The sequence below is a fragment of the Ruegeria sp. TASC047 genome, assembly GCF_059612445.1.
Window position 1 is genome coordinate 658,861 of sequence record NZ_JBXWQP010000029.1, and the last position, 17,346, is coordinate 676,206.

At 56.3% G+C, this 17,346-nt stretch carries 17 protein-coding genes; 11 read left to right on the forward strand and 6 right to left on the reverse strand.

Annotated elements, in window-relative coordinates; genetic code table 11:
• Positions 1 to 23 precede the first annotated feature (23 nt).
• Positions 24 to 1,205 carry a cytochrome P450 gene (locus AC2FLO_RS11030; protein WP_496752804.1) on the reverse strand — a complete coding sequence of 394 codons (1,182 nt, stop codon included), beginning with the start codon at positions 1,203 to 1,205 and terminating at the stop codon, positions 24 to 26.
• On the opposite strand from AC2FLO_RS11030, the gene AC2FLO_RS11035 reads away from it, so the two are divergent.
• The 7 genes from AC2FLO_RS11035 to AC2FLO_RS11065 all read left to right on the forward strand — a co-directional run bounded on the left by AC2FLO_RS11035 (position 1,204) and on the right by AC2FLO_RS11065 (position 8,646).
• Entirely contained in the window at positions 1,204 to 2,985 is a 1,782-nt protein-coding gene (locus tag AC2FLO_RS11035; protein ID WP_496806709.1) for a sensor histidine kinase, read from the forward strand. The genes AC2FLO_RS11030 and AC2FLO_RS11035 overlap by 2 nt on opposite strands.
• On the forward strand, positions 2,982 to 4,211 hold the full coding sequence (locus AC2FLO_RS11040) for a sigma-54-dependent transcriptional regulator (protein ID WP_496752803.1): 1,230 nt from the start codon (positions 2,982 to 2,984) through the stop codon (positions 4,209 to 4,211). The genes AC2FLO_RS11035 and AC2FLO_RS11040 overlap by 4 nt, the downstream gene beginning before the upstream one ends.
• A gap of 286 nt (positions 4,212 to 4,497) precedes the next feature.
• Positions 4,498 to 5,499, forward strand: coding sequence for a DctP family TRAP transporter solute-binding subunit (locus AC2FLO_RS11045; RefSeq protein ID WP_209504066.1), 1,002 nt, complete (start codon positions 4,498 to 4,500; stop codon positions 5,497 to 5,499).
• 116 nt (positions 5,500 to 5,615) lie between these two features.
• The gene (locus tag AC2FLO_RS11050) at positions 5,616 to 6,293 is read left to right on the forward strand and encodes a TRAP transporter small permease (protein ID WP_496752802.1); all 678 of its coding nucleotides are present in this window, start codon (positions 5,616 to 5,618) and stop codon (positions 6,291 to 6,293) included.
• Positions 6,293 to 7,669 (forward strand): TRAP transporter large permease, encoded by a 1,377-nt coding sequence (locus tag AC2FLO_RS11055; protein WP_496752801.1) that lies wholly within the window; start codon positions 6,293 to 6,295, stop codon positions 7,667 to 7,669. The genes AC2FLO_RS11050 and AC2FLO_RS11055 overlap by 1 nt, the downstream gene beginning before the upstream one ends.
• 153 nt (positions 7,670 to 7,822) lie before the next feature.
• Positions 7,823 to 8,134, forward strand: coding sequence for a DMT family transporter (locus tag AC2FLO_RS11060; RefSeq protein WP_480481130.1), 312 nt, complete (start codon positions 7,823 to 7,825; stop codon positions 8,132 to 8,134).
• On the forward strand, positions 8,131 to 8,646 hold the full coding sequence (locus AC2FLO_RS11065; RefSeq protein ID WP_496752800.1) for a nucleoside deaminase: 516 nt from the start codon (positions 8,131 to 8,133) through the stop codon (positions 8,644 to 8,646). Before AC2FLO_RS11060 ends, AC2FLO_RS11065 begins: the two co-directional genes overlap by 4 nt.
• Before the next feature lie 9 nt (positions 8,647 to 8,655).
• Here the strand turns inward: AC2FLO_RS11065 and tpiA are convergent, their stop codons facing one another.
• On the reverse strand, positions 8,656 to 9,405 hold the full coding sequence (tpiA, locus tag AC2FLO_RS11070) for a triose-phosphate isomerase (protein WP_496752799.1): 750 nt from the start codon (positions 9,403 to 9,405) through the stop codon (positions 8,656 to 8,658).
• A 149-nt stretch (positions 9,406 to 9,554) separates the two neighbouring features.
• Positions 9,555 to 9,920: a HesB/IscA family protein gene (locus AC2FLO_RS11075; RefSeq protein ID WP_496752798.1), complete on the reverse strand. Its 366-nt coding sequence runs from the start codon at positions 9,918 to 9,920 to the stop codon at positions 9,555 to 9,557.
• A gap of 217 nt (positions 9,921 to 10,137) precedes the next feature.
• Between AC2FLO_RS11075 and AC2FLO_RS11080 the strand changes: the two genes are divergently transcribed.
• Positions 10,138 to 10,326: a hypothetical protein gene (locus AC2FLO_RS11080; RefSeq protein ID WP_496804324.1), complete on the forward strand. Its 189-nt coding sequence runs from the start codon at positions 10,138 to 10,140 to the stop codon at positions 10,324 to 10,326.
• Between the two features lie 384 nt (positions 10,327 to 10,710).
• On the opposite strand, the gene AC2FLO_RS11085 is transcribed toward AC2FLO_RS11080, so the two are convergent.
• The 3 genes from AC2FLO_RS11085 to AC2FLO_RS11095 all read right to left on the reverse strand — a co-directional run bounded on the left by AC2FLO_RS11085 (position 10,711) and on the right by AC2FLO_RS11095 (position 12,336).
• Positions 10,711 to 11,073 carry an SUF system Fe-S cluster assembly protein gene (locus AC2FLO_RS11085; RefSeq protein WP_267364500.1) on the reverse strand — a complete coding sequence of 121 codons (363 nt, stop codon included), beginning with the start codon at positions 11,071 to 11,073 and terminating at the stop codon, positions 10,711 to 10,713.
• 94 nt (positions 11,074 to 11,167) lie between these two features.
• Positions 11,168 to 11,446, reverse strand: coding sequence for an NfeD family protein (locus AC2FLO_RS11090; protein WP_480831017.1), 279 nt, complete (start codon positions 11,444 to 11,446; stop codon positions 11,168 to 11,170).
• The gene (locus tag AC2FLO_RS11095; protein ID WP_496811677.1) at positions 11,446 to 12,336 is read right to left on the reverse strand and encodes an SPFH domain-containing protein; all 891 of its coding nucleotides are present in this window, start codon (positions 12,334 to 12,336) and stop codon (positions 11,446 to 11,448) included. The genes AC2FLO_RS11090 and AC2FLO_RS11095 overlap by 1 nt, the downstream gene beginning before the upstream one ends.
• Positions 12,337 to 12,511: 175 nt before the next feature.
• Here AC2FLO_RS11095 and AC2FLO_RS11100 point away from each other — a divergent pair, with 175 nt between their 5' ends.
• The 3 genes from AC2FLO_RS11100 to lon all read left to right on the forward strand — a co-directional run bounded on the left by AC2FLO_RS11100 (position 12,512) and on the right by lon (position 17,305).
• Positions 12,512 to 13,423 (forward strand): nucleoside hydrolase, encoded by a 912-nt coding sequence (locus AC2FLO_RS11100; RefSeq protein ID WP_496752795.1) that lies wholly within the window; start codon positions 12,512 to 12,514, stop codon positions 13,421 to 13,423.
• Positions 13,424 to 13,486: 63 nt separating this feature from the next.
• Positions 13,487 to 14,617, forward strand: a complete 1,131-nt coding sequence (gene tgt / locus AC2FLO_RS11105) for a tRNA guanosine(34) transglycosylase Tgt (protein ID WP_496752794.1) — start codon at positions 13,487 to 13,489, stop codon at positions 14,615 to 14,617.
• Between the two features lie 279 nt (positions 14,618 to 14,896).
• Positions 14,897 to 17,305 carry an endopeptidase La gene (lon, locus tag AC2FLO_RS11110; protein ID WP_480485761.1) on the forward strand — a complete coding sequence of 803 codons (2,409 nt, stop codon included), beginning with the start codon at positions 14,897 to 14,899 and terminating at the stop codon, positions 17,303 to 17,305.
• Positions 17,306 to 17,346 lie beyond the last annotated feature (41 nt).

The following is a 17,346-nucleotide window of genomic DNA, read 5'->3' on the forward strand; positions in this document are numbered from 1 at the left end:
GATCGATCCGCGCCTTATATAGGTTAGACCTGAACCATTAACCGTTCCAGACCATGGAAGTGATAGCTGTCTGAATAGGCCGGCGGATCGGCAAGCCGCAGGTTCGGGCAGCTGTTGAACAGAATGGGCAGAGCTATGCGCATTTCCAACCTTGCCAAAGGGGCGCCGACGCAAAAATGGATGCCTCCACCAAAACTTGTGTTGACCTCAATCGAGCGCGTCGGATCAAACCTTTCGGGTTCATCCCAGACGGTAGGGTCGCGGTTTGCAGCGCCAAGCAAAAGTGCGACCTGATCACCGCGTCTGAACGAATGCCCAAACATATCAACGTCTTCGTACGCATAGCGTGTGAACATGTGTAGGGGCGGGTCATAGCGCAGGATTTCTTCAATCGTTGCGTCGATCTGGTCCGGGCCTAGAACGTCGGGGCTGGTATGTGTTTGCAACAGGGTTTTCACACCGTTCGCCAGCGAATGCACCGTTGCTTCGTGACCTGCATTCAACAGCAAGATGCATGTTGCGACCAGTTCGTCGATGGACAGCTTTTCGCCTTCCTCCTCGGCGCTGATAAGCCGGGTGATCAAATCGTCACGCGGATCGTTGCGTCGCTGGTTAATGTATCCCAACAGGAAATCCGTGAACTCCTGAGAGGACTTGGCGGCCTTATCCTCGGTCGCCTGTGTCCGGTTGGCCTGATACATCGCGACCATGTCATGCGACCACTGCAACAGGTTGGGCGCCATGTCTTCGGGAACGCCCAACAGTCGGCAGATAGTTACCACCGGGACCTGAGTGCAATAAGCACTCAGCAGATCGAAAGGTGTATTCGGAAACGCCTCGACAAGACTGTGGCATAGCGATTCTATGGAAGGCTGCAACGCAGATATTTCCCGCGACGTGAAAGCGCGCATAACAAGCGCCCTTAGGCGGGTATGTCGCGGGGGTTCAGCTTCAAGCAGCGAATGGGCTTCGATAGCCAGCCAGGGGGCCAAATGGGCGGGGCCCTGTGTCGCGCATTCAGGCGGAACTTCCCGCCCAAACCGGCGGTCGCGAAGAAGAGCCCGCACAGCACGGCAAGACGTCGCAGCAACCATATCGTAGTCGCGCCAGTAGAACAGATCACCAGCAGCGCGGGCCTGATCATAGAAAGGGTAGGGGTTCTGAACGAAAACCGGGTCTGTCGGGGATTGCGAGAATGACTTCATGCGACGCACACTTGCCACGAGCCGCGTTGAATGCAAGACCCTGTCTATGCAGAGAGTTTGGATCATTGTCGGTTTTTTGTCCGCTGTCGGGCTGCTGTCAGGTTTTGTTTGGTCTTATGGCTATCGTCAGGCGCTGTCTCAGCTAAGCGACAAGGCCGAAGCCGACCTTGAACTGGCGGCGGATCGGCTCAGCACCCAGATGCAGGTCTACCAGGAACTGGCGGTTCTGATGGCGACACATCCCGCCTTGCACGCGTTGGATACACCGATACAAGTACACGACGCGCAAGCGATGTTGTTGGACGTTGCTGACAAGACAGCGGCCGTCAACATGATGTACCTGGATCGCAGCGGTCGGGTTCTGGTCGCCGCACAGCCAGTGGCACAGCGAGACATGTCCGCACATCCAGCGTTCAGGCGCGCCATGCAGGGTGCGGTGGGCACCGCGCATGAGGTGGTTCCAGACAGTGGCGACCGGATATATTCCTATGCCGCTCCGACTTTTGCCGCCTCCGGGCAAGTCGAAGGTGCAGTGATGGTGGTTGCCGATGTCCAGGACATTGAACAAACTTGGCGGGGCAGTACCGAAGCCGTTTTCTTTGTTGATTCTGACGGCGTCGTCTTCATCTCAAACCGGTCGGACTTGCTGTTTTGGAGCCGCGAGGTTGGTCAGTCCGGGCTGACACCACCAGAGGGTGCCTCGGTGGATTTTGCCGCGACGCGGGTCGGCCAGCATGAATTGTGGCGGCTGAACTGGGGGCGGTATTTGCCACGCGATGCGTTGCACCTAACGCTTGAATTGCCTGTGATCGATATGACCGCCGAGGTTTTGGTGGACGTGGCCCCGGCCCGGCGACTTGCCGGGTTGCAGGCGGCGGCGGTCGCTGCGATCTGTCTGGCGTTTGGTGCGATGCTGTATCTTGCGATGGAACGGCGACGGACGCTGGCGAATGCCAACACGGTTCTGGAAAGCCGGGTGGCGCAGCGTACCCGTGCTTTGACCCAAGCAAACACCGCATTGCGCCGCGAAGTTGCAGAACGTCAGGAGGCCGAAGCAGCACTGAAAAAAGCGCAGGCAGAGCTGGTGCAGGCAGGTAAGCTCAGCGCGTTGGGGCAGATGTCGGCGGGGATCAGCCACGAACTCAACCAACCGTTGATGGCGATCCAGCAGTTCGCCGACAATGGTACGGCCTTTCTTGAACGCGGCAAAGGTGACAGGGCCAGCGAAAACCTTGGGCGTATTTCGGAAATGGCCGCCCGCATGGCCCGGATCATCAAGAACCTGCGCGCGTTTGCCCGCAATGAAAGCGAACCGATGGGCCGGGTCGATCTGGTGCAGGTTCTGAAAACTGCCGTCGAATTGACCGAAACCCGTTTGCGTGACGATGATGTGACGCTGGAATGGGAACCGGGACAGGCTGCGGTTTATGTTTGGGGGGGTGAAGTCCGCTTGGTGCAGGTCTTTGTTAATCTGATCAATAACGCGGCGGATGCGATGCTGGGGAGACCCAAGCGGTACATTTCGATTGTGATGCACGAAGAAGACCGGTTGCGCGTTTCTGTGCAGGATACCGGACCGGGGATTGAAGACCCCGACCGGGTGTTCGAGCCGTTTTATTCGACCAAAAGCGTAGGATCATCTGAAGGTCTGGGGCTTGGTCTTTCTATATCATATGGTCTTGTTCAAAGCTTTGGGGGTGAAATCCGCGGGGCAAACACGGCTGATGGCGCAGTGTTTACCGTCGAGCTGGAGCCCTACGGAAAAGAAGAGGCAGCATGATGCGCAGGGTTCTGTTGGTCGATGATGACGCAGCTGTTCGCGAGGCATTGGCGCAAACCATTGAACTTGCAGATTACGCACCGACAACAGCCGGTTCTTTTGTGGCGGCCAAGGATAATATTCGGCGGGATTTCCCCGGTGTGATTATTTCGGACATTCGAATGCCCGGGCGGGATGGCTTCCACTTGTTGGCGTATGCTCGGGACATCGACCCCGAGCTTCCGGTGATCCTTTTGACCGGAGAAGGTGATATCCCAATGGCCGTAGAAGCCATGGGAAAAGGAGCGTTTGATTTTCTCGAAAAACCCTGCGCTGCGTCTGACCTGATGGACGTTCTTGAACGCGCATTCGCAGCCCGCACCCAAGTGTTGGAACAGCGCGCCCTGAAATCCGAACTTGAAAAGGGGGACCCGGCCGCACGTTTGCTGTTTGGCCTGTCTCCGCAAGCTGAGGCGCTGCGGGATCGCGTGCGGACCGTCGCACCGACAGGGGCCGAAGTTCTTGTTACCGGCCCGCCGGGTAGCGGCATATCCAAAGTGGCCGAAGTGGTCCACCTGATGTCGCCCGCTGGTCAGGGGCCTTTTGTCAAACGTCCGGCTTCAAGCCTAAGCCCCGATGATCTTGCCCAAAGCTGCGGCGATGCCGCGGGTGGATCCCTGTTTCTGGACGAAGTGTCCGCCATGCCCCAAGCCACGCAGTTTGCGGCGTTGGAGATCATCGAGCGCGGTCCGGGGGGGCGCATTATTGCAGGAACAACCGGTGATCTGTCTGCTTTATGCTCAGAAGGGCGGTTTAACGCTGATCTGTTCTATCGTTTGGATGTGATGCGGGTGCGTGTTCCATCATTGGCGGAACGCCCCGACGACATTCCGGTGATTTTTCGCCACTATGTGGCGCAAGCGGCCGAGCAGGCAGGCATCGCAATTCCCGAGATTTCGTCCGAACATCTCGCGGCCTTGATGGCCAGCGACTGGCCGGGCAACGCCCGTTCGCTAATGTCAGCAGCAATGCGGTTTGTTCTTGGGATGCCTGAGGAGGTTGCGCAGGCAACGGATCTGGGGTTGAGCGAACAGATGGCGCGGGTTGAACGATCTTTGTTGATTGCAGCTTTGGGCCGCCACAATGGAAAAGCGTCAGATGCGGCCAAGGCGCTGAAGCTGCCGCGCAAGACCTTTTACGACAAGCTGGCGCGCTACCAGATTCGTCCCGAGGATTACCGCAGATAAGCAGGAACCGGATTGGCGCATCTGATTCGAAGAAGTGATTCGGAAATTGTGCGGAAATCCGCACAAGCCGCTCTGAGGATGTGCGAGTTTTCGCACGGCTCGGACCTGTGAAGCGCAGAACCTGAGCCAGCAACGACGTAACACTTTGGTATTAAACAGGTAATCAGGCACTTTCCGCAATCGCAGTCAAAAGTTGTGTGCTTTACCCTGAGTCGCTTCACTGCACACCATACGGCGCTTACCCAGCGTCGACTGCAAGTTTCAAAGAACTCTGGGAGGATATCAGATGAAGCTTCTGACAACGGCAGCAACTGCGCTTGCTCTGACAGTAACCGCAACGGCTGGTATGGCTGCATGCGACGAAGGTGAAATCGTCGTTAAGTTCGCGCATGTGACGAACACCGACAAACACCCCAAAGGAATCGCGGCATCGCTTTTGGAGCAGCGGGTCAACGACGAAATGAACGGCACTATGTGTGTTGAGGTCTACCCGAACTCGACGCTCTACAACGATGACAAAGTTCTTGAAGCGATGTTGCAGGGCGACGTGCAACTGGCCGCGCCCTCGCTTTCGAAGTTCGAGAAGTTCACCAAGCAGTTCCGCCTGTTTGACCTGCCGTTCATGTTCAAGAATGTCGACGCTGTAGACGCGTTCCAGGCGTCGGCCGAGGGACAGGCGATGAAAGACAGCATGCAGCGTCGTGGCCTGCAAGGTCTGGCGTTCTGGCACAATGGCATGAAGCAGATGTCGGCCAATAAGGCTTTGGTTGATCCGTCGGATGCAAACGGTCTGAAGTTCCGCGTGCAGTCGTCAGATGTGCTGGTGGCACAGATGGAAGCCATCGGTGGTAGCCCGCAGAAAATGGCATTCTCGGAAGTGTATGGCGCGTTGCAACAGGGCGTTGTGGACGGGCAAGAGAACACCTGGTCGAACATCTACGGCAAGAAGTTCTTTGAGGTGCAGGACGGTATCACCGAAACCAACCACGGCATCATCGACTATCTGGTCGTGACATCGGTGGATTGGCTGGACAGTCTTGATCCGGCGGTGCGGGACCAGTTCCTGACTATTCTGGCCGAAGTTACCGAGACCCGGAACAAAGAAGCCTTTGCTGTGAACGAAGCGGCCAAAGCGTCGATCATCGATGCAGGCGGTGTCATCCGTGAACTGACCCCTGAACAGCGTCAGGCCTGGGTCGACGCAATGAAACCGGTTTGGGACAAATTCGCCGGTGACGTGGGTCAAGACAAGATCGACGCGGCGCAGGCCATCAACGCCGGATTCTGATCCCGTTCAAGACCGCGCGTCCGGGGACTGGGGAGTATTCGACGCGCAGGCCGGGCGGGCTGAAATGGCCCGCCCCATTCTCAACTCTCTCTTCAATAAAATGCGGGGACTGAAAGATGTCTGGTGCGAACTCCGGCCAGGGCGGGCTGATCGACCATATCGAAGAAACCCTGATCGCGTTGCTTTTGGGCCTTATGACGGTCGTTACATTTGCCAACGTGATCGCGCGGTTTGTCTTTAATTCAAATATCCTATGGGCGCTTGAGTTGACAGTGTTCACGTTTGGCTGGCTGGTGTTGCTGGGCGCGTCTTACGCGGTCAAGAAACATGCTCATCTGGGTGTGGATGCAATCCTGAACATGCTGGCGCCAGCACCGAGGTGCATTATGGCGCTGGTCTCGGTCGGGTTCTGTCTGATGTTCTCGCTGCTGATGCTCAAAGGGGCATATGACTATTGGGCCGTCTTTGCAGATCTGCCGCCAACATCGGGCCGCTGGTTCCCGACCGGGTTTGATTTCGGCGCACGCAGCCAGAGTTTCTACGAGGTAGACGACATCCCCATGGTCGCTCCGCTGCGCTTTCTGGAAGACCTGATCAACTATGGCGAGGGGTATGAAAAACTGCCCAAGGTCGTACCTTATCTGGTTCTGCCGGTGTCCATGCTGCTGCTGGTGATCCGGTTTACGCAGGTCGCCGTTCAAATTTGGCGTGGTGAGACCGATCGCCTTGTCGCCAGCCACGAAGTCGAGGACGAGATTGAAGAAGTCCGCGCACAACAAGGGGTGCATGACTGATGGACGTTATCCTTCTTTTCTCGATGGTCATCGGCCTGCTGCTGATCGGGGTTCCGATTGCGGTAGCACTTGGCCTCAGCTCGACCCTGTTCCTGCTGATCTATTCCGACAGTTCGCTGGCTTCAGTTGCAGGCACGCTGTTTGAGGCGTTCGAGGGGCATTTCACCCTGTTGGCGATCCCGTTCTTCATTCTGGCCTCGTCCTTTATGACGACAGGTGGTGTAGCGCGTCGGATCATCCGTTTCTCGATTGCTTGCGTGGGGCATCTGCCCGGCGGCCTGGCGATTGCGGGCGTGTTTGCCTGTATGCTGTTTGCCGCGCTGTCAGGATCGTCCCCGGCCACGGTTGTGGCGATCGGATCGATTGTCATCGCAGGTATGCGCCAGGTTGGGTATTCCAAAGAGTTTGCCGCTGGTGTGATCTGTAACGCGGGTACGCTGGGCATCCTGATCCCTCCGTCCATCGTGATGGTTGTGTATGCTGCCGCCGTCGAAGTTTCAGTTGGGCGCATGTTTCTGGCTGGCGTTATTCCCGGTCTGATGGCTGGCTTCATGCTGATGGTCACCATCTATGTCATGGCAAAGGTCAAGAACCTGCCCAAGGGTGAATGGAAGGGGTGGGGTGAGGTCTTTAACTCGGCCCGCGAGGCCGGTTGGGGCCTGTTCCTGATCGTTATCATTCTGGGTGGCATTTATGGGGGTATCTTTACCCCGACCGAGGCTGCCGCGGTTGCTGCCGTCTATGCCTTTTTCATCGCCAGTTTCGTCTACAAGGACATGGGTCCGCTGAGTACGGAAGGGGACGCACAGAACCTGCCGCTGCTGAAAAAGCCTTACGCGTTGGTCACGGCGTTCTTTCATCCCGATACCAAGCATACACTGTTCGAGGCGGGCAAGCTGACGGTGACACTGTTGTTCGTGATCGCCAACGCACTGATCCTTAAGCATGTTCTGACGGACGAACAGGTGCCGCAGCATATCGCCGAGGCGATGCTGACCGCAGGGCTAGGGCCGGTGGCGTTCCTGATCGTTGTGAACGTGATCCTTCTGATCGGTGGACAGTTTATGGAGCCGTCGGGCCTGTTGGTGATCGTCGCACCGCTGGTGTTCCCGATTGCCATCGAGTTGGGCATCGATCCGATCCATCTGGGCATCATCATGGTGGTGAACATGGAAATCGGAATGATCACGCCTCCGGTTGGTCTAAACCTGTTCGTAACCTCGGGCGTTGCAGGTATGCCGATGATGAGCGTTGTTAGGGCAGCGCTGCCGTTCCTCGCTGTTCTCTTCGTCTTCCTGATTATGGTGACGTATATTCCGTGGATCTCGACATTCCTGCCCAACACCTTCATGGGCCCGGAAATCATAACTAATTAAGTGGTTTGACGATGTACGTAGCCGGGCGGTTTCGACTGCCCGGTTTTTTCGCATCTTGAACCCCGGCATCAAGTGCTTAACTAGGGTTCAGAGGACGACCTCCCCATAATGGGACATCTTTCGGGACGACCCGAACGAATACGAGGTTGTCATATGCCTTGGATCTTTCTTCTTTTTGCTGGCCTGTTGGAGATCGTCTGGGCTGTAGCGATGAAGCAATCGGCTGGTTTCACCCGATTGTGGCCTACGGCCTTGATGGCTCTTTCGATGATCGGGTCTTTCGGCCTGTTGGCGCTGGCGATGCGCGACCTGCCATTAGGCACGGCTTACACCATCTGGACGGGTATCGGGGCAGTGGGGGCGTTCTGTGTCGGTATCCTGTTTCTGGGCGAAGCCCTAAGCCCTGCGCGGATTCTCGCGGCCCTTCTTATCGTGTCAGGTCTTATCTTGATGAAGCTGGCATGAGCCCTTTATTGACCAAGCTATTGCGTTTGGGCAGGGTTCAGGAAACACGGGAAATGGAGACCGGAATGCTGACCGAGACCGACAAGCGCCTGCTACGCGTTGCTTATGACGAGGCCAAAGCCGGGTTTGACGAAGGTGGATGCCCGATCGGGTCAGTTCTGGCGCGGGGTGGCGATATTGTTTCACAAGGGCGTAATCAACGTGTGCAGGGCGGGGATCCGATCGCACATGGCGAAATGGATGCCTTGCGCAAAGCGGGACGTCAGAAAACCTATCGGGATACGGTTCTTTACACGTCGTTGTCACCTTGCATGATGTGCTCGGGCACTATCGTTCAGTTTGGTATCCCGCGTGTGGTGATCGGCGATACCCAGAACTTTTGTGGCAACGAAGACTTCCTGCGCGAACGCGGTGTCGAGGTGGTGATAGCCAACGACCCTGACTGCATCGCACTGATGCAGCGGTTCATCGAAGAAAAGCCAGAGCTTTGGGCCGAAGATATTGCCGAGTAAAGGCGAATCCTAGACGCTCTCCAGCGCCTGAATAATGCCCGTGAAATCCCCGGCCTTCAGGCTGGCGCCACCCACAAGCGCACCATCGACATTTGAAACCGCAAAGATCTCCGCCGCGTTGGAGGGTTTGACCGACCCACCATACAGAAGACGGACAGAGCGGCCCACACCTTCGCCAAAGCGGCGCTCTAGCCGGGCGCGGATGAAGTCGTGAACTTCCCCAATCTCATCAAACGTCGGAACCTTGCCGGTGCCGATGGCCCAGATCGGTTCATATGCAATGATCAGGTTCTCGCCGGTTGCCTGATCCGGGATCGACTCCGACATCTGACCGCCGATTATGTCGAGCGTATTGGCCGCCTCGCGTTGTTCCAGACTTTCGCCTACGCAAATGATCGCTTTTAACCCCGCGTCCATCGCTGCACGGGCCTTGGCGCGTATATCCTCGTCATGCTCTTCATGGTCTACGCGACGTTCGGAATGACCCAGGATGACTGACGTCGCGCCCGCGTCCAGCAGCATCCCGGCGCTGATATCGCCTGTATGCGCGCCCGCGCTTGCCGCGTGACAATCCTGCCCGCCAACGGTAACCGCTGACCCGCGTACGGTGTCTGCGGCACGGCTGAGCAATGTTGCCGGAGGGCAGATGAGTATATCGACCGAAGCGTCTGGGTGAAACTTGCACAGTGCTTCAAGTTCGCTCAGCGCAGCACCGGTTCCGTTCATTTTCCAGTTTCCTGCCGCAAGCCTGCGCCGCATACCCGTATCTCCCTGATCATTCGATGATTTAGGATGCGGATAGCATTGTCGACGCGATCTTACAATTCCACGGATCGGGTGGGTTCAAGCGCTTTGATCGACAATACGGCGTTCTGTCCGGCCCGTGTCACGGGATTATCCGGCGCAAACTAGGATTGCTGCGTGATGCTTTCATCGAATTTGATGGATTCACCGCAACCGCAGGCGTCGACAACATTCGGGTTCATGAACTTGAAACCTGATTCCAGCAACGAAACCTCGTAATCGATTTCAGTCCCGAACAGGAACATCTGCGCCATTGGCGCGATCATGACGCGTGCTCCATCCTGTTCGACAACTTCATCATGCGGATCAGCCTGATCGACATATTCCATGGTGTATTCCATGCCTGCGCAGCCGCCTTTCTTGACGCCAATGCGCAAGCCAGCGTGGCCACCCGAGTTCATCAGGCGGGTGATTTGTTCTGCGGCTTTGGGCGTCATGGTCACAGCCTGTTTGCCGGGAATGCCGAACATGTAAGTCTCCGTTGTCGCGCGTTGCGTTTAATTTAGGGCTCAGGAGGTCAAGGCTCAAGACGGTGTATTATAAAGAGTTTTATCCGGATGAAACAACCCGGCATTCAGAATGGGTTCGCTGAAGATATCCAACCGTGAGACCGTGGAACTGAATGGGTTCAAGTTGGTCAGCAGTTAACTCGGTTTGCTTTGAAATACTATCAGAAAGGATAATGTTGTGAATGAGTTACAGGAGATTGTTAATTTGATCTTGATGGGCGCGGTGCTTACCATTGCAGTTCTTCTGTTTGTTCCGGATGATGCGGCGGCCACCAATGATGGAGAGAGGCATCCGGTAAACTGCGCGACCGGCGAGGGCGATCTGCGCGCCATCGCGGCCGAGAAAAAGCACGCGCAGGACCAATAGTTGGAAAGTGTTGCCGCTATTACTCCTGCCGGGGCACTTTTGGGGCTGGTCACAGGAACGGAATACAAACGGCTGCAAATGCTATCGGGCGACTACATCAATCAACTAGATGCCAGATCAGCGGAAATCAAAAAGACCTGCAATTTGAACTGATTACCCGACGTTCGGTGGTTTGGATAAGAAAAGGACCGTTCTCGGGCAAGAACGGTCCGTGTTTCTGGGCCGAAACTCGGGGGGGCGGTCAAATCATGTCTGGCCCGAGGTACGACACTGATTGGTGCCGTCCGCAGGTCTTTTCCCGCATCATTGTGACAGGGAAAGCACGAGCAGGTAACAAAACCACCAATGTTTTGTGACAAATACCCGAGAAACTGTGGCAGGTGCCTACATAAATCCCAGTTCCAGACGCGCTTCGTCTGACATCATTTCCATACCCCAGGGCGGCTCCCAGGTCAGTTCCACGTCAACCTCTTTGACGCCTGCAACAGGCTCGATCGCTTCCATGATCCATCCGGGCATGTCGCCGGCAACAGGGCAACCGGGTGCTGTCAGTGTCATGATCACCTTCACGGCGTTGTCCGAGGAAATGTCGATCGTGTAGATCAGGCCGAGGTCATAGATGTTCACCGGGATTTCCGGATCGTAGACCGTGCGACACGCCTCGACCACGGGCTCGTACAGGGGGTGCTCAATGGTTGACGGCGCAATCAGCGGTGTGCCTTCAAACTGTTCGCTCGGGTGAGTCATCTTTGCCTCGGGTCAGTTGCCTGAGCGATTATATAGGGAATAGGAGCAACAGGGTCCAGTAGGGCGGCGGCGCCGATTGGGGCGCCGCGGCAATTTAGTCGTTGATGTCGTGGTTGAAAGTTTTGACCTGACCGTTCGGCAACGCAAACAGTTTCCGCAAAACAAGCCACGCAATCAGTGACATCACTGCAAAGATCAGCGCCAATACATTCAAAGACAGAGCCATTCCGGGTACGGCAAGGATAAGCCCCGTGACTGCGGCTCCGATTGCAAAGCCCAGAAAAATGAAACCGGGCAGGAAAATCTCAAGGATACCCAGCGCCAATGCGGCGGCCAGCCAGATCCACCAGATCAACCAGAAGGGGTCTGCCATCATTTTCCTCCTTTTAACATTTTGAATGCGTCACCAAAGGCTTCCAGTGCGTTGGCAGGCACAACAATGGTCTGTTTACCAGTACCATTTCCAAGCGCGTTCAAGGCTTCAACCTGTTTCAGCGCAACCTGATACTGCGCAGCTTCGATGCCGTTATCCTGAATGGCCTTGGCGTCCACACCTGTCGCGAACGCCTCGGCTTCGGCCTGAATACGCCGCGCCTTGGCAGTTTGTTCAGCCGCGTAAAGCTCGGCGTCGGCATGCAGTTCGACAGCACGCTTCTTGCCCTCGGCTTCTGTCACCTGTGCGCGGCGGGCTCGTTCGGCGTTCAGCTGTTGCAGCATGGCGTCACGGGTGGCCTGATCCAGATTTACGTCCAGAATCTCGGCGCGGGTGACTTCGATGCCCCAGTCATCGACAGCTGTTTCAACGCTTTCCTGAATACGCGTGATCAGTTGTGACCGGTTCGACTGAACCTCATCCAGATCCATCTTACCAATCTCGGCGCGAACGATCCCGGCGACAGTGGTGGCAATCGCGCCATCTACGTCGCGAATCCGGTAAACCGTCTTTTCAGGTTCGAGAATACGGTAAAAGACCGATGTATCGATCTGCACCAGAACGTTGTCCTTGGTGATTGCGTCTTGCGTCGCGTTTGGCAGCTGGCGTTCCAGGATCGAGATCTTGTGACGCGCAACGTCCAGCAGCGGAACGATAAAGTTAATGCCGGGGCCAAGCACGGAATGCAGGCGCCCAAACCGTTCAACCACATATTTTTCGGACTGAGGCACAATCTTGATGCCCTTGAAAATGATAACAATTACCAGCACTGCAGCCAGCAGGTAAATGATGTTTGACGAAAGCAATCCGATGATTTGGTCTTCGGTCATACTGTCCTCTTGCTTTTGTGTACTATAGTATACATGTGGCGATTGAGTCGCCCGATTTCAACTCTGGTATGAGTGGAAAGCAGCCCCATGCAAATGCTCCAATAGTAGAACGCTGTATCGAAAAATAGTGCTGTGACCGCTTTGCATCCCTAATTGTTTGCGGTATCGGGCTTGGATGAAACTGATAATCGATACAGATCCTGGCATCGATGATGCCATGGCAATCGCCTATGCCGCCGCAGCGCCCGAGATCGAGCTGATCGGCTTGACCACCGTGTTCGGAAACACGCATGTTCATCAATCCAGCCGCAATGCCCGGTTCCTGCTTGATAAGCTGGGTTTGGATCTGGCTGTCGCGGAAGGGGCTGCGGTTGCCCTGGGTGCCGATACGCATTCGCCCTCCGAACATGTGCATGGTCCCGAAGGATTCGGTGACCTGACTGAAATTCCCGAAATTGGAAGCAACCACGCCCTGCCAGCTGCTGAATTTCTGGTTGAAATGGCGCGAACCCACAAGAAAGAGCTGGTGGTGTGCGCCGTGGGCCCCCTGACCAACATCGCCAACGCCATTCGTCTGGATCCGGAATTCACCGACAATCTGGGGCGTTTGGTGATCATGGGCGGGGCGGTGTACTGCCCTGGTAATATTACAGTACATGCCGAGGCCAACATCTATCATGATGCGATTGCCGCTGAAGAGGTCTTTGCCACACCGCCGGAAACCGTATTGGTCGGCTTGGATGTCACGCTGAAAACGCTCTACGAGACTGCAGATTTCGAAAGCCTGGCAATGCGATCACCTGACATGGGGTCCTTTCTGCGAGATATCTCTCGCTTTTACCTGAAGTTCTACAAGGACGTCGGTGGTCTGGAGGGCTGCGGCCTGCACGATTCGACGGCTGTGATTGCTTGTTCTCACGGTGCCATGTTTGACATGGTCGAAACGGGTCTGCGGGTCGTCACCGAAGGCGACCAGAAGGGTGCGACGCGACCTGACCCGGAACGTCCCGCAGTTCGGGTCTGCCGCGACGTGGATGGGGCAGGGGTCGTACGACTGTTTACAGACCGTGTTGCCTCGCTACCCTGACGGGTTGCAAAGACCGACCGGATCGGGCAAAGCCTGCCCGGTTCGGCGACCCGAGGCGATGACATGACCCAACAGTTTTCTTTTGATCTAAAAGCCACAGACGGCAAAGCCCGAACCGGTGTGATCAGCACACCGCGCGGCGACGTGCGAACGCCTGCCTTTATGCCGGTTGGCACTGCGGCAACGGTCAAGGCGATGATGCCGGAAAGCGTTCGCGCGACGGGGGCAGACATCCTGCTGGGGAACACCTATCACTTGATGCTGCGCCCGACCGCTGAGCGTATTGATCGACTGGGTGGACTGCACAAATTCATGAACTGGGATCGGCCTATCCTGACAGATTCCGGCGGATTTCAGGTCATGTCGCTGGCCGGTTTGCGCAAGCTGACTGAAAAGGGCGTGACCTTCAAATCCCATATTGACGGGTCAAAGCACGAATTGACGCCGGAACGGTCGATGGAGATCCAGCGCCTGTTGGGCTCGGACATTGTCATGTGTTTCGATGAATGCCCCGCACTGCCAGCGGATCGTGACCGCATTGCCGAGTCGATGCGCCTGTCGATGCGTTGGGCCGAACGGTCGCGCGATGCGTTTGGCGATCGTCCGGGGCATGCGCTGTTTGGCATCATGCAAGGTGGGCTGGAAAAAGACCTGCGCGAAGAAAGCGCCAAGGCGTTGAAATCTATTGGTTTCGAAGGCTATGCGGTTGGTGGCCTGGCCGTCGGCGAAGGGCAGGAGGCCATGTTCTCTTGCCTCGATTATGCCCCCGATTTTCTGCCATCGGACAAGCCGCGCTATCTGATGGGCGTCGGCAAACCCGACGATATCGTCGGTGCTGTTGCCCGCGGGATCGACATGATGGACTGTGTGTTGCCCTCGCGGTCTGGGCGTACAGGGCAGGTTTTCACCCGCCACGGCGTGGTGAACATCAAGAATGCCCGTCACGCAGACGATCCGCGGCCGCTGGACGAACGCTGCACTTGCCCGGCTTGTTCGAATTATTCCCGCGCTTACCTGCACCACGTGTTCCGCGCGAATGAGATGATTTCCGGCATGTTGCTGACATGGCATAACCTGCATTATTTTCAGGAGATCATGGCCGGCATGCGCGACGCGATTGCCGCGGGTGCGTTCGAAGTCTGGCAAGCCGATTTCCACGCGCAGCGCGCGCAGGGGGATATCGAACCGCTGTGATGTTTTGCCGCCTCCAAGGCGAAAACGGCCAGTTCTGCACAGCCGGGCTGTTTTCTGGCGACTGATCGCGCAAGACCGGGGCGTATTCTACTATTTTGGTGGATATGTTCCCGGCACGCCTTGCAGTCCGCCAAACCTCGGTTCATTCTGATTGGTGATACATGGCGGTAAGGTTGAAAATGGGCGATTAGGCCCCACCTTTATCGTCCAAGACAGGAGACGGTCAAATGTTGCCTCGATGAGGGACAAGTGCCGTCTTGCCAATGATAAGGATAGAGCATGCAAGAGCCTCTGAATTCCTCCTACCCCGTCCTGCCGCTGCGCGATATTGTGGTGTTCCCACATATGATCGTGCCGCTTTTCGTAGGCCGTGACAAATCGGTCCGCGCGCTGGAAGAGGTGATGCAGGATGACAAGCAAATTCTGTTGTCCAGCCAGGTCGATCCCGGCGTTGACGACCCGGATGAAGAAGGCATCTACCGCACCGGCGTTCTGGCAAATGTGCTGCAACTGCTGAAGCTGCCCGATGGCACTGTAAAAGTGCTGGTCGAAGGGCAGGCGCGCGTTCAGATCACCGAGTTTCTGGAGAACGAAGAGTTCTTCGAAGCCCGCGCGGAATACCTGACCGAAATTCCCGGCGACGTCACCACGACCGAAGCACTGTTGCGCACTGTCGCGGACGAGTTCGAGCGTTACGCCAAAGTGCGCAAGAACATCCCCGAAGAGGCACTGACCGCAGTGGGCGATACAACCGAGCCTGCGAAGCTGGCCGACCTTGTGTCGGGGCATCTGGGCATCGAAGTCGAACAAAAGCAGGAGCTTCTGGAAACCCTTAGCGTCAGTGAGCGGCTTGAGAAGGTCTATGGCCTGATGCAGGGCGAGATGTCTGTTCTGCAGGTCGAGAAGAAGATCAAGACCCGCGTCAAATCCCAGATGGAGAAGACGCAGCGTGAATACTATCTGAATGAGCAGATGAAGGCCATTCAGAAGGAACTTGGCGATGGTGAGGACGGCAGCAACGAAGTTGCTGAACTGGAAGCCAAAATCGCCGAGACCAAGCTGTCGAAAGAAGCGCGGGAAAAGGCCGAGGGTGAGCTTAAGAAGCTCAAGAACATGTCGCCCATGTCAGCCGAAGCCACAGTCGTGCGCAACTATCTGGACTGGATTCTTGCTCTGCCTTGGGGCACCAAATCCCGTGTCAAAAAGGATTTGGGCCGCGCGCAGGAGATTCTGGACGCCGACCATTATGGGCTTGAGAAGGTCAAGGAACGGATCGTTGAATACCTTGCGGTTCAACAACGTTCGAAAAAGCTGAAAGGGCCGATTCTGTGCCTTGTCGGCCCTCCGGGCGTTGGAAAAACATCGCTGGGTAAGTCGGTTGCGAAGGCAACCGGGCGCGAGTTCATTCGCATCTCACTGGGTGGCGTACGCGACGAATCCGAGATCCGGGGCCATCGTCGGACTTATATTGGCTCGATGCCCGGCAAGATCATCCAGGCGTTGAAGAAGGCGAAAACCACGAACCCGCTGATTTTGTTGGATGAAATCGACAAGATGGGGCAAGATTTCCGGGGTGACCCGGCATCAGCGATGCTTGAGGTGCTGGACCCCGAACAGAACAACACGTTCATGGACCATTATCTTGAGGTTGAATATGACCTGTCCAACGTGATGTTCCTGACCACGTCGAACAGCTACAACATGCCCGGGCCTCTGCTTGACCGGATGGAGATCATCCCGTTGGCCGGTTACACCGAGGACGAAAAGCGTGAGATCGCCAAGCAGCACCTGATCAGCAAACAGGTCAAGAACCATGGTTTGAAAGCCAAGGAGTTCGAGCTGACCGACGAAGCGCTGCAGAAGATCATCCGCACCTATACCCGTGAGGCGGGCGTACGGAACCTTGAACGTGAAATCGCCAAGGTTGCGCGCAAATCGCTGACCAAGATCATTAAGAAGGACGCGGAAACCGTTAAGGTCACACCCGAAAACCTGCAAGATTTTCTGGGTGTGCCGAAATTCCGTTATGGCCTGGCCGAGCAGGACGATCAGGTTGGTGTTGTCACCGGTCTCGCCTGGACGTCAGTGGGTGGCGACCTGTTGCATATCGAAGCGTTGAAACTGCCCGGCAAAGGGCGGATGAAGACGACCGGTAAGCTGGGCGATGTGATGAAGGAATCCATCGACGCCGCTTCGTCCTATGTGCGTTCGATTTCACCTCAGATCGGGGTAAAGCCGCCGCAGTTTGACAAGATCGACATTCACGTTCACGTGCCGGATGGCGCGACACCCAAGGATGGCCCATCGGCTGGTCTGGCCATGGTCACGTCGATTGTCTCGGTTCTGACCGGTATTCCGGTTCGGAAAGACATTGCTATGACCGGCGAAGTCTCACTGCGCGGGAATGCGATGCCGATTGGTGGTTTGAAAGAAAAACTGCTGGCCGCGCTGCGTGGTGGGATAAAGACCGTTTTGATCCCGGAAGAGAATGAAAAGGATCTGGCGGATATCCCGGACAACGTCAAAGAAGGGCTGAAGATCATCCCGGTCAAACATGTCTCGGAAGTTCTGGAACATGCTTTGGTGCGTAAACCGGAACCGATCGAATGGGACGAAGCCGCGGAAGAGGCCGCAGCAGCGGCGGCCGCGTCGCCCGGTAATACCGGACCTTCCGCGACCGCGCATTAAGTCTTTGTTGAGGGATGTAGTGAAGACCGCGCCATGCAGCG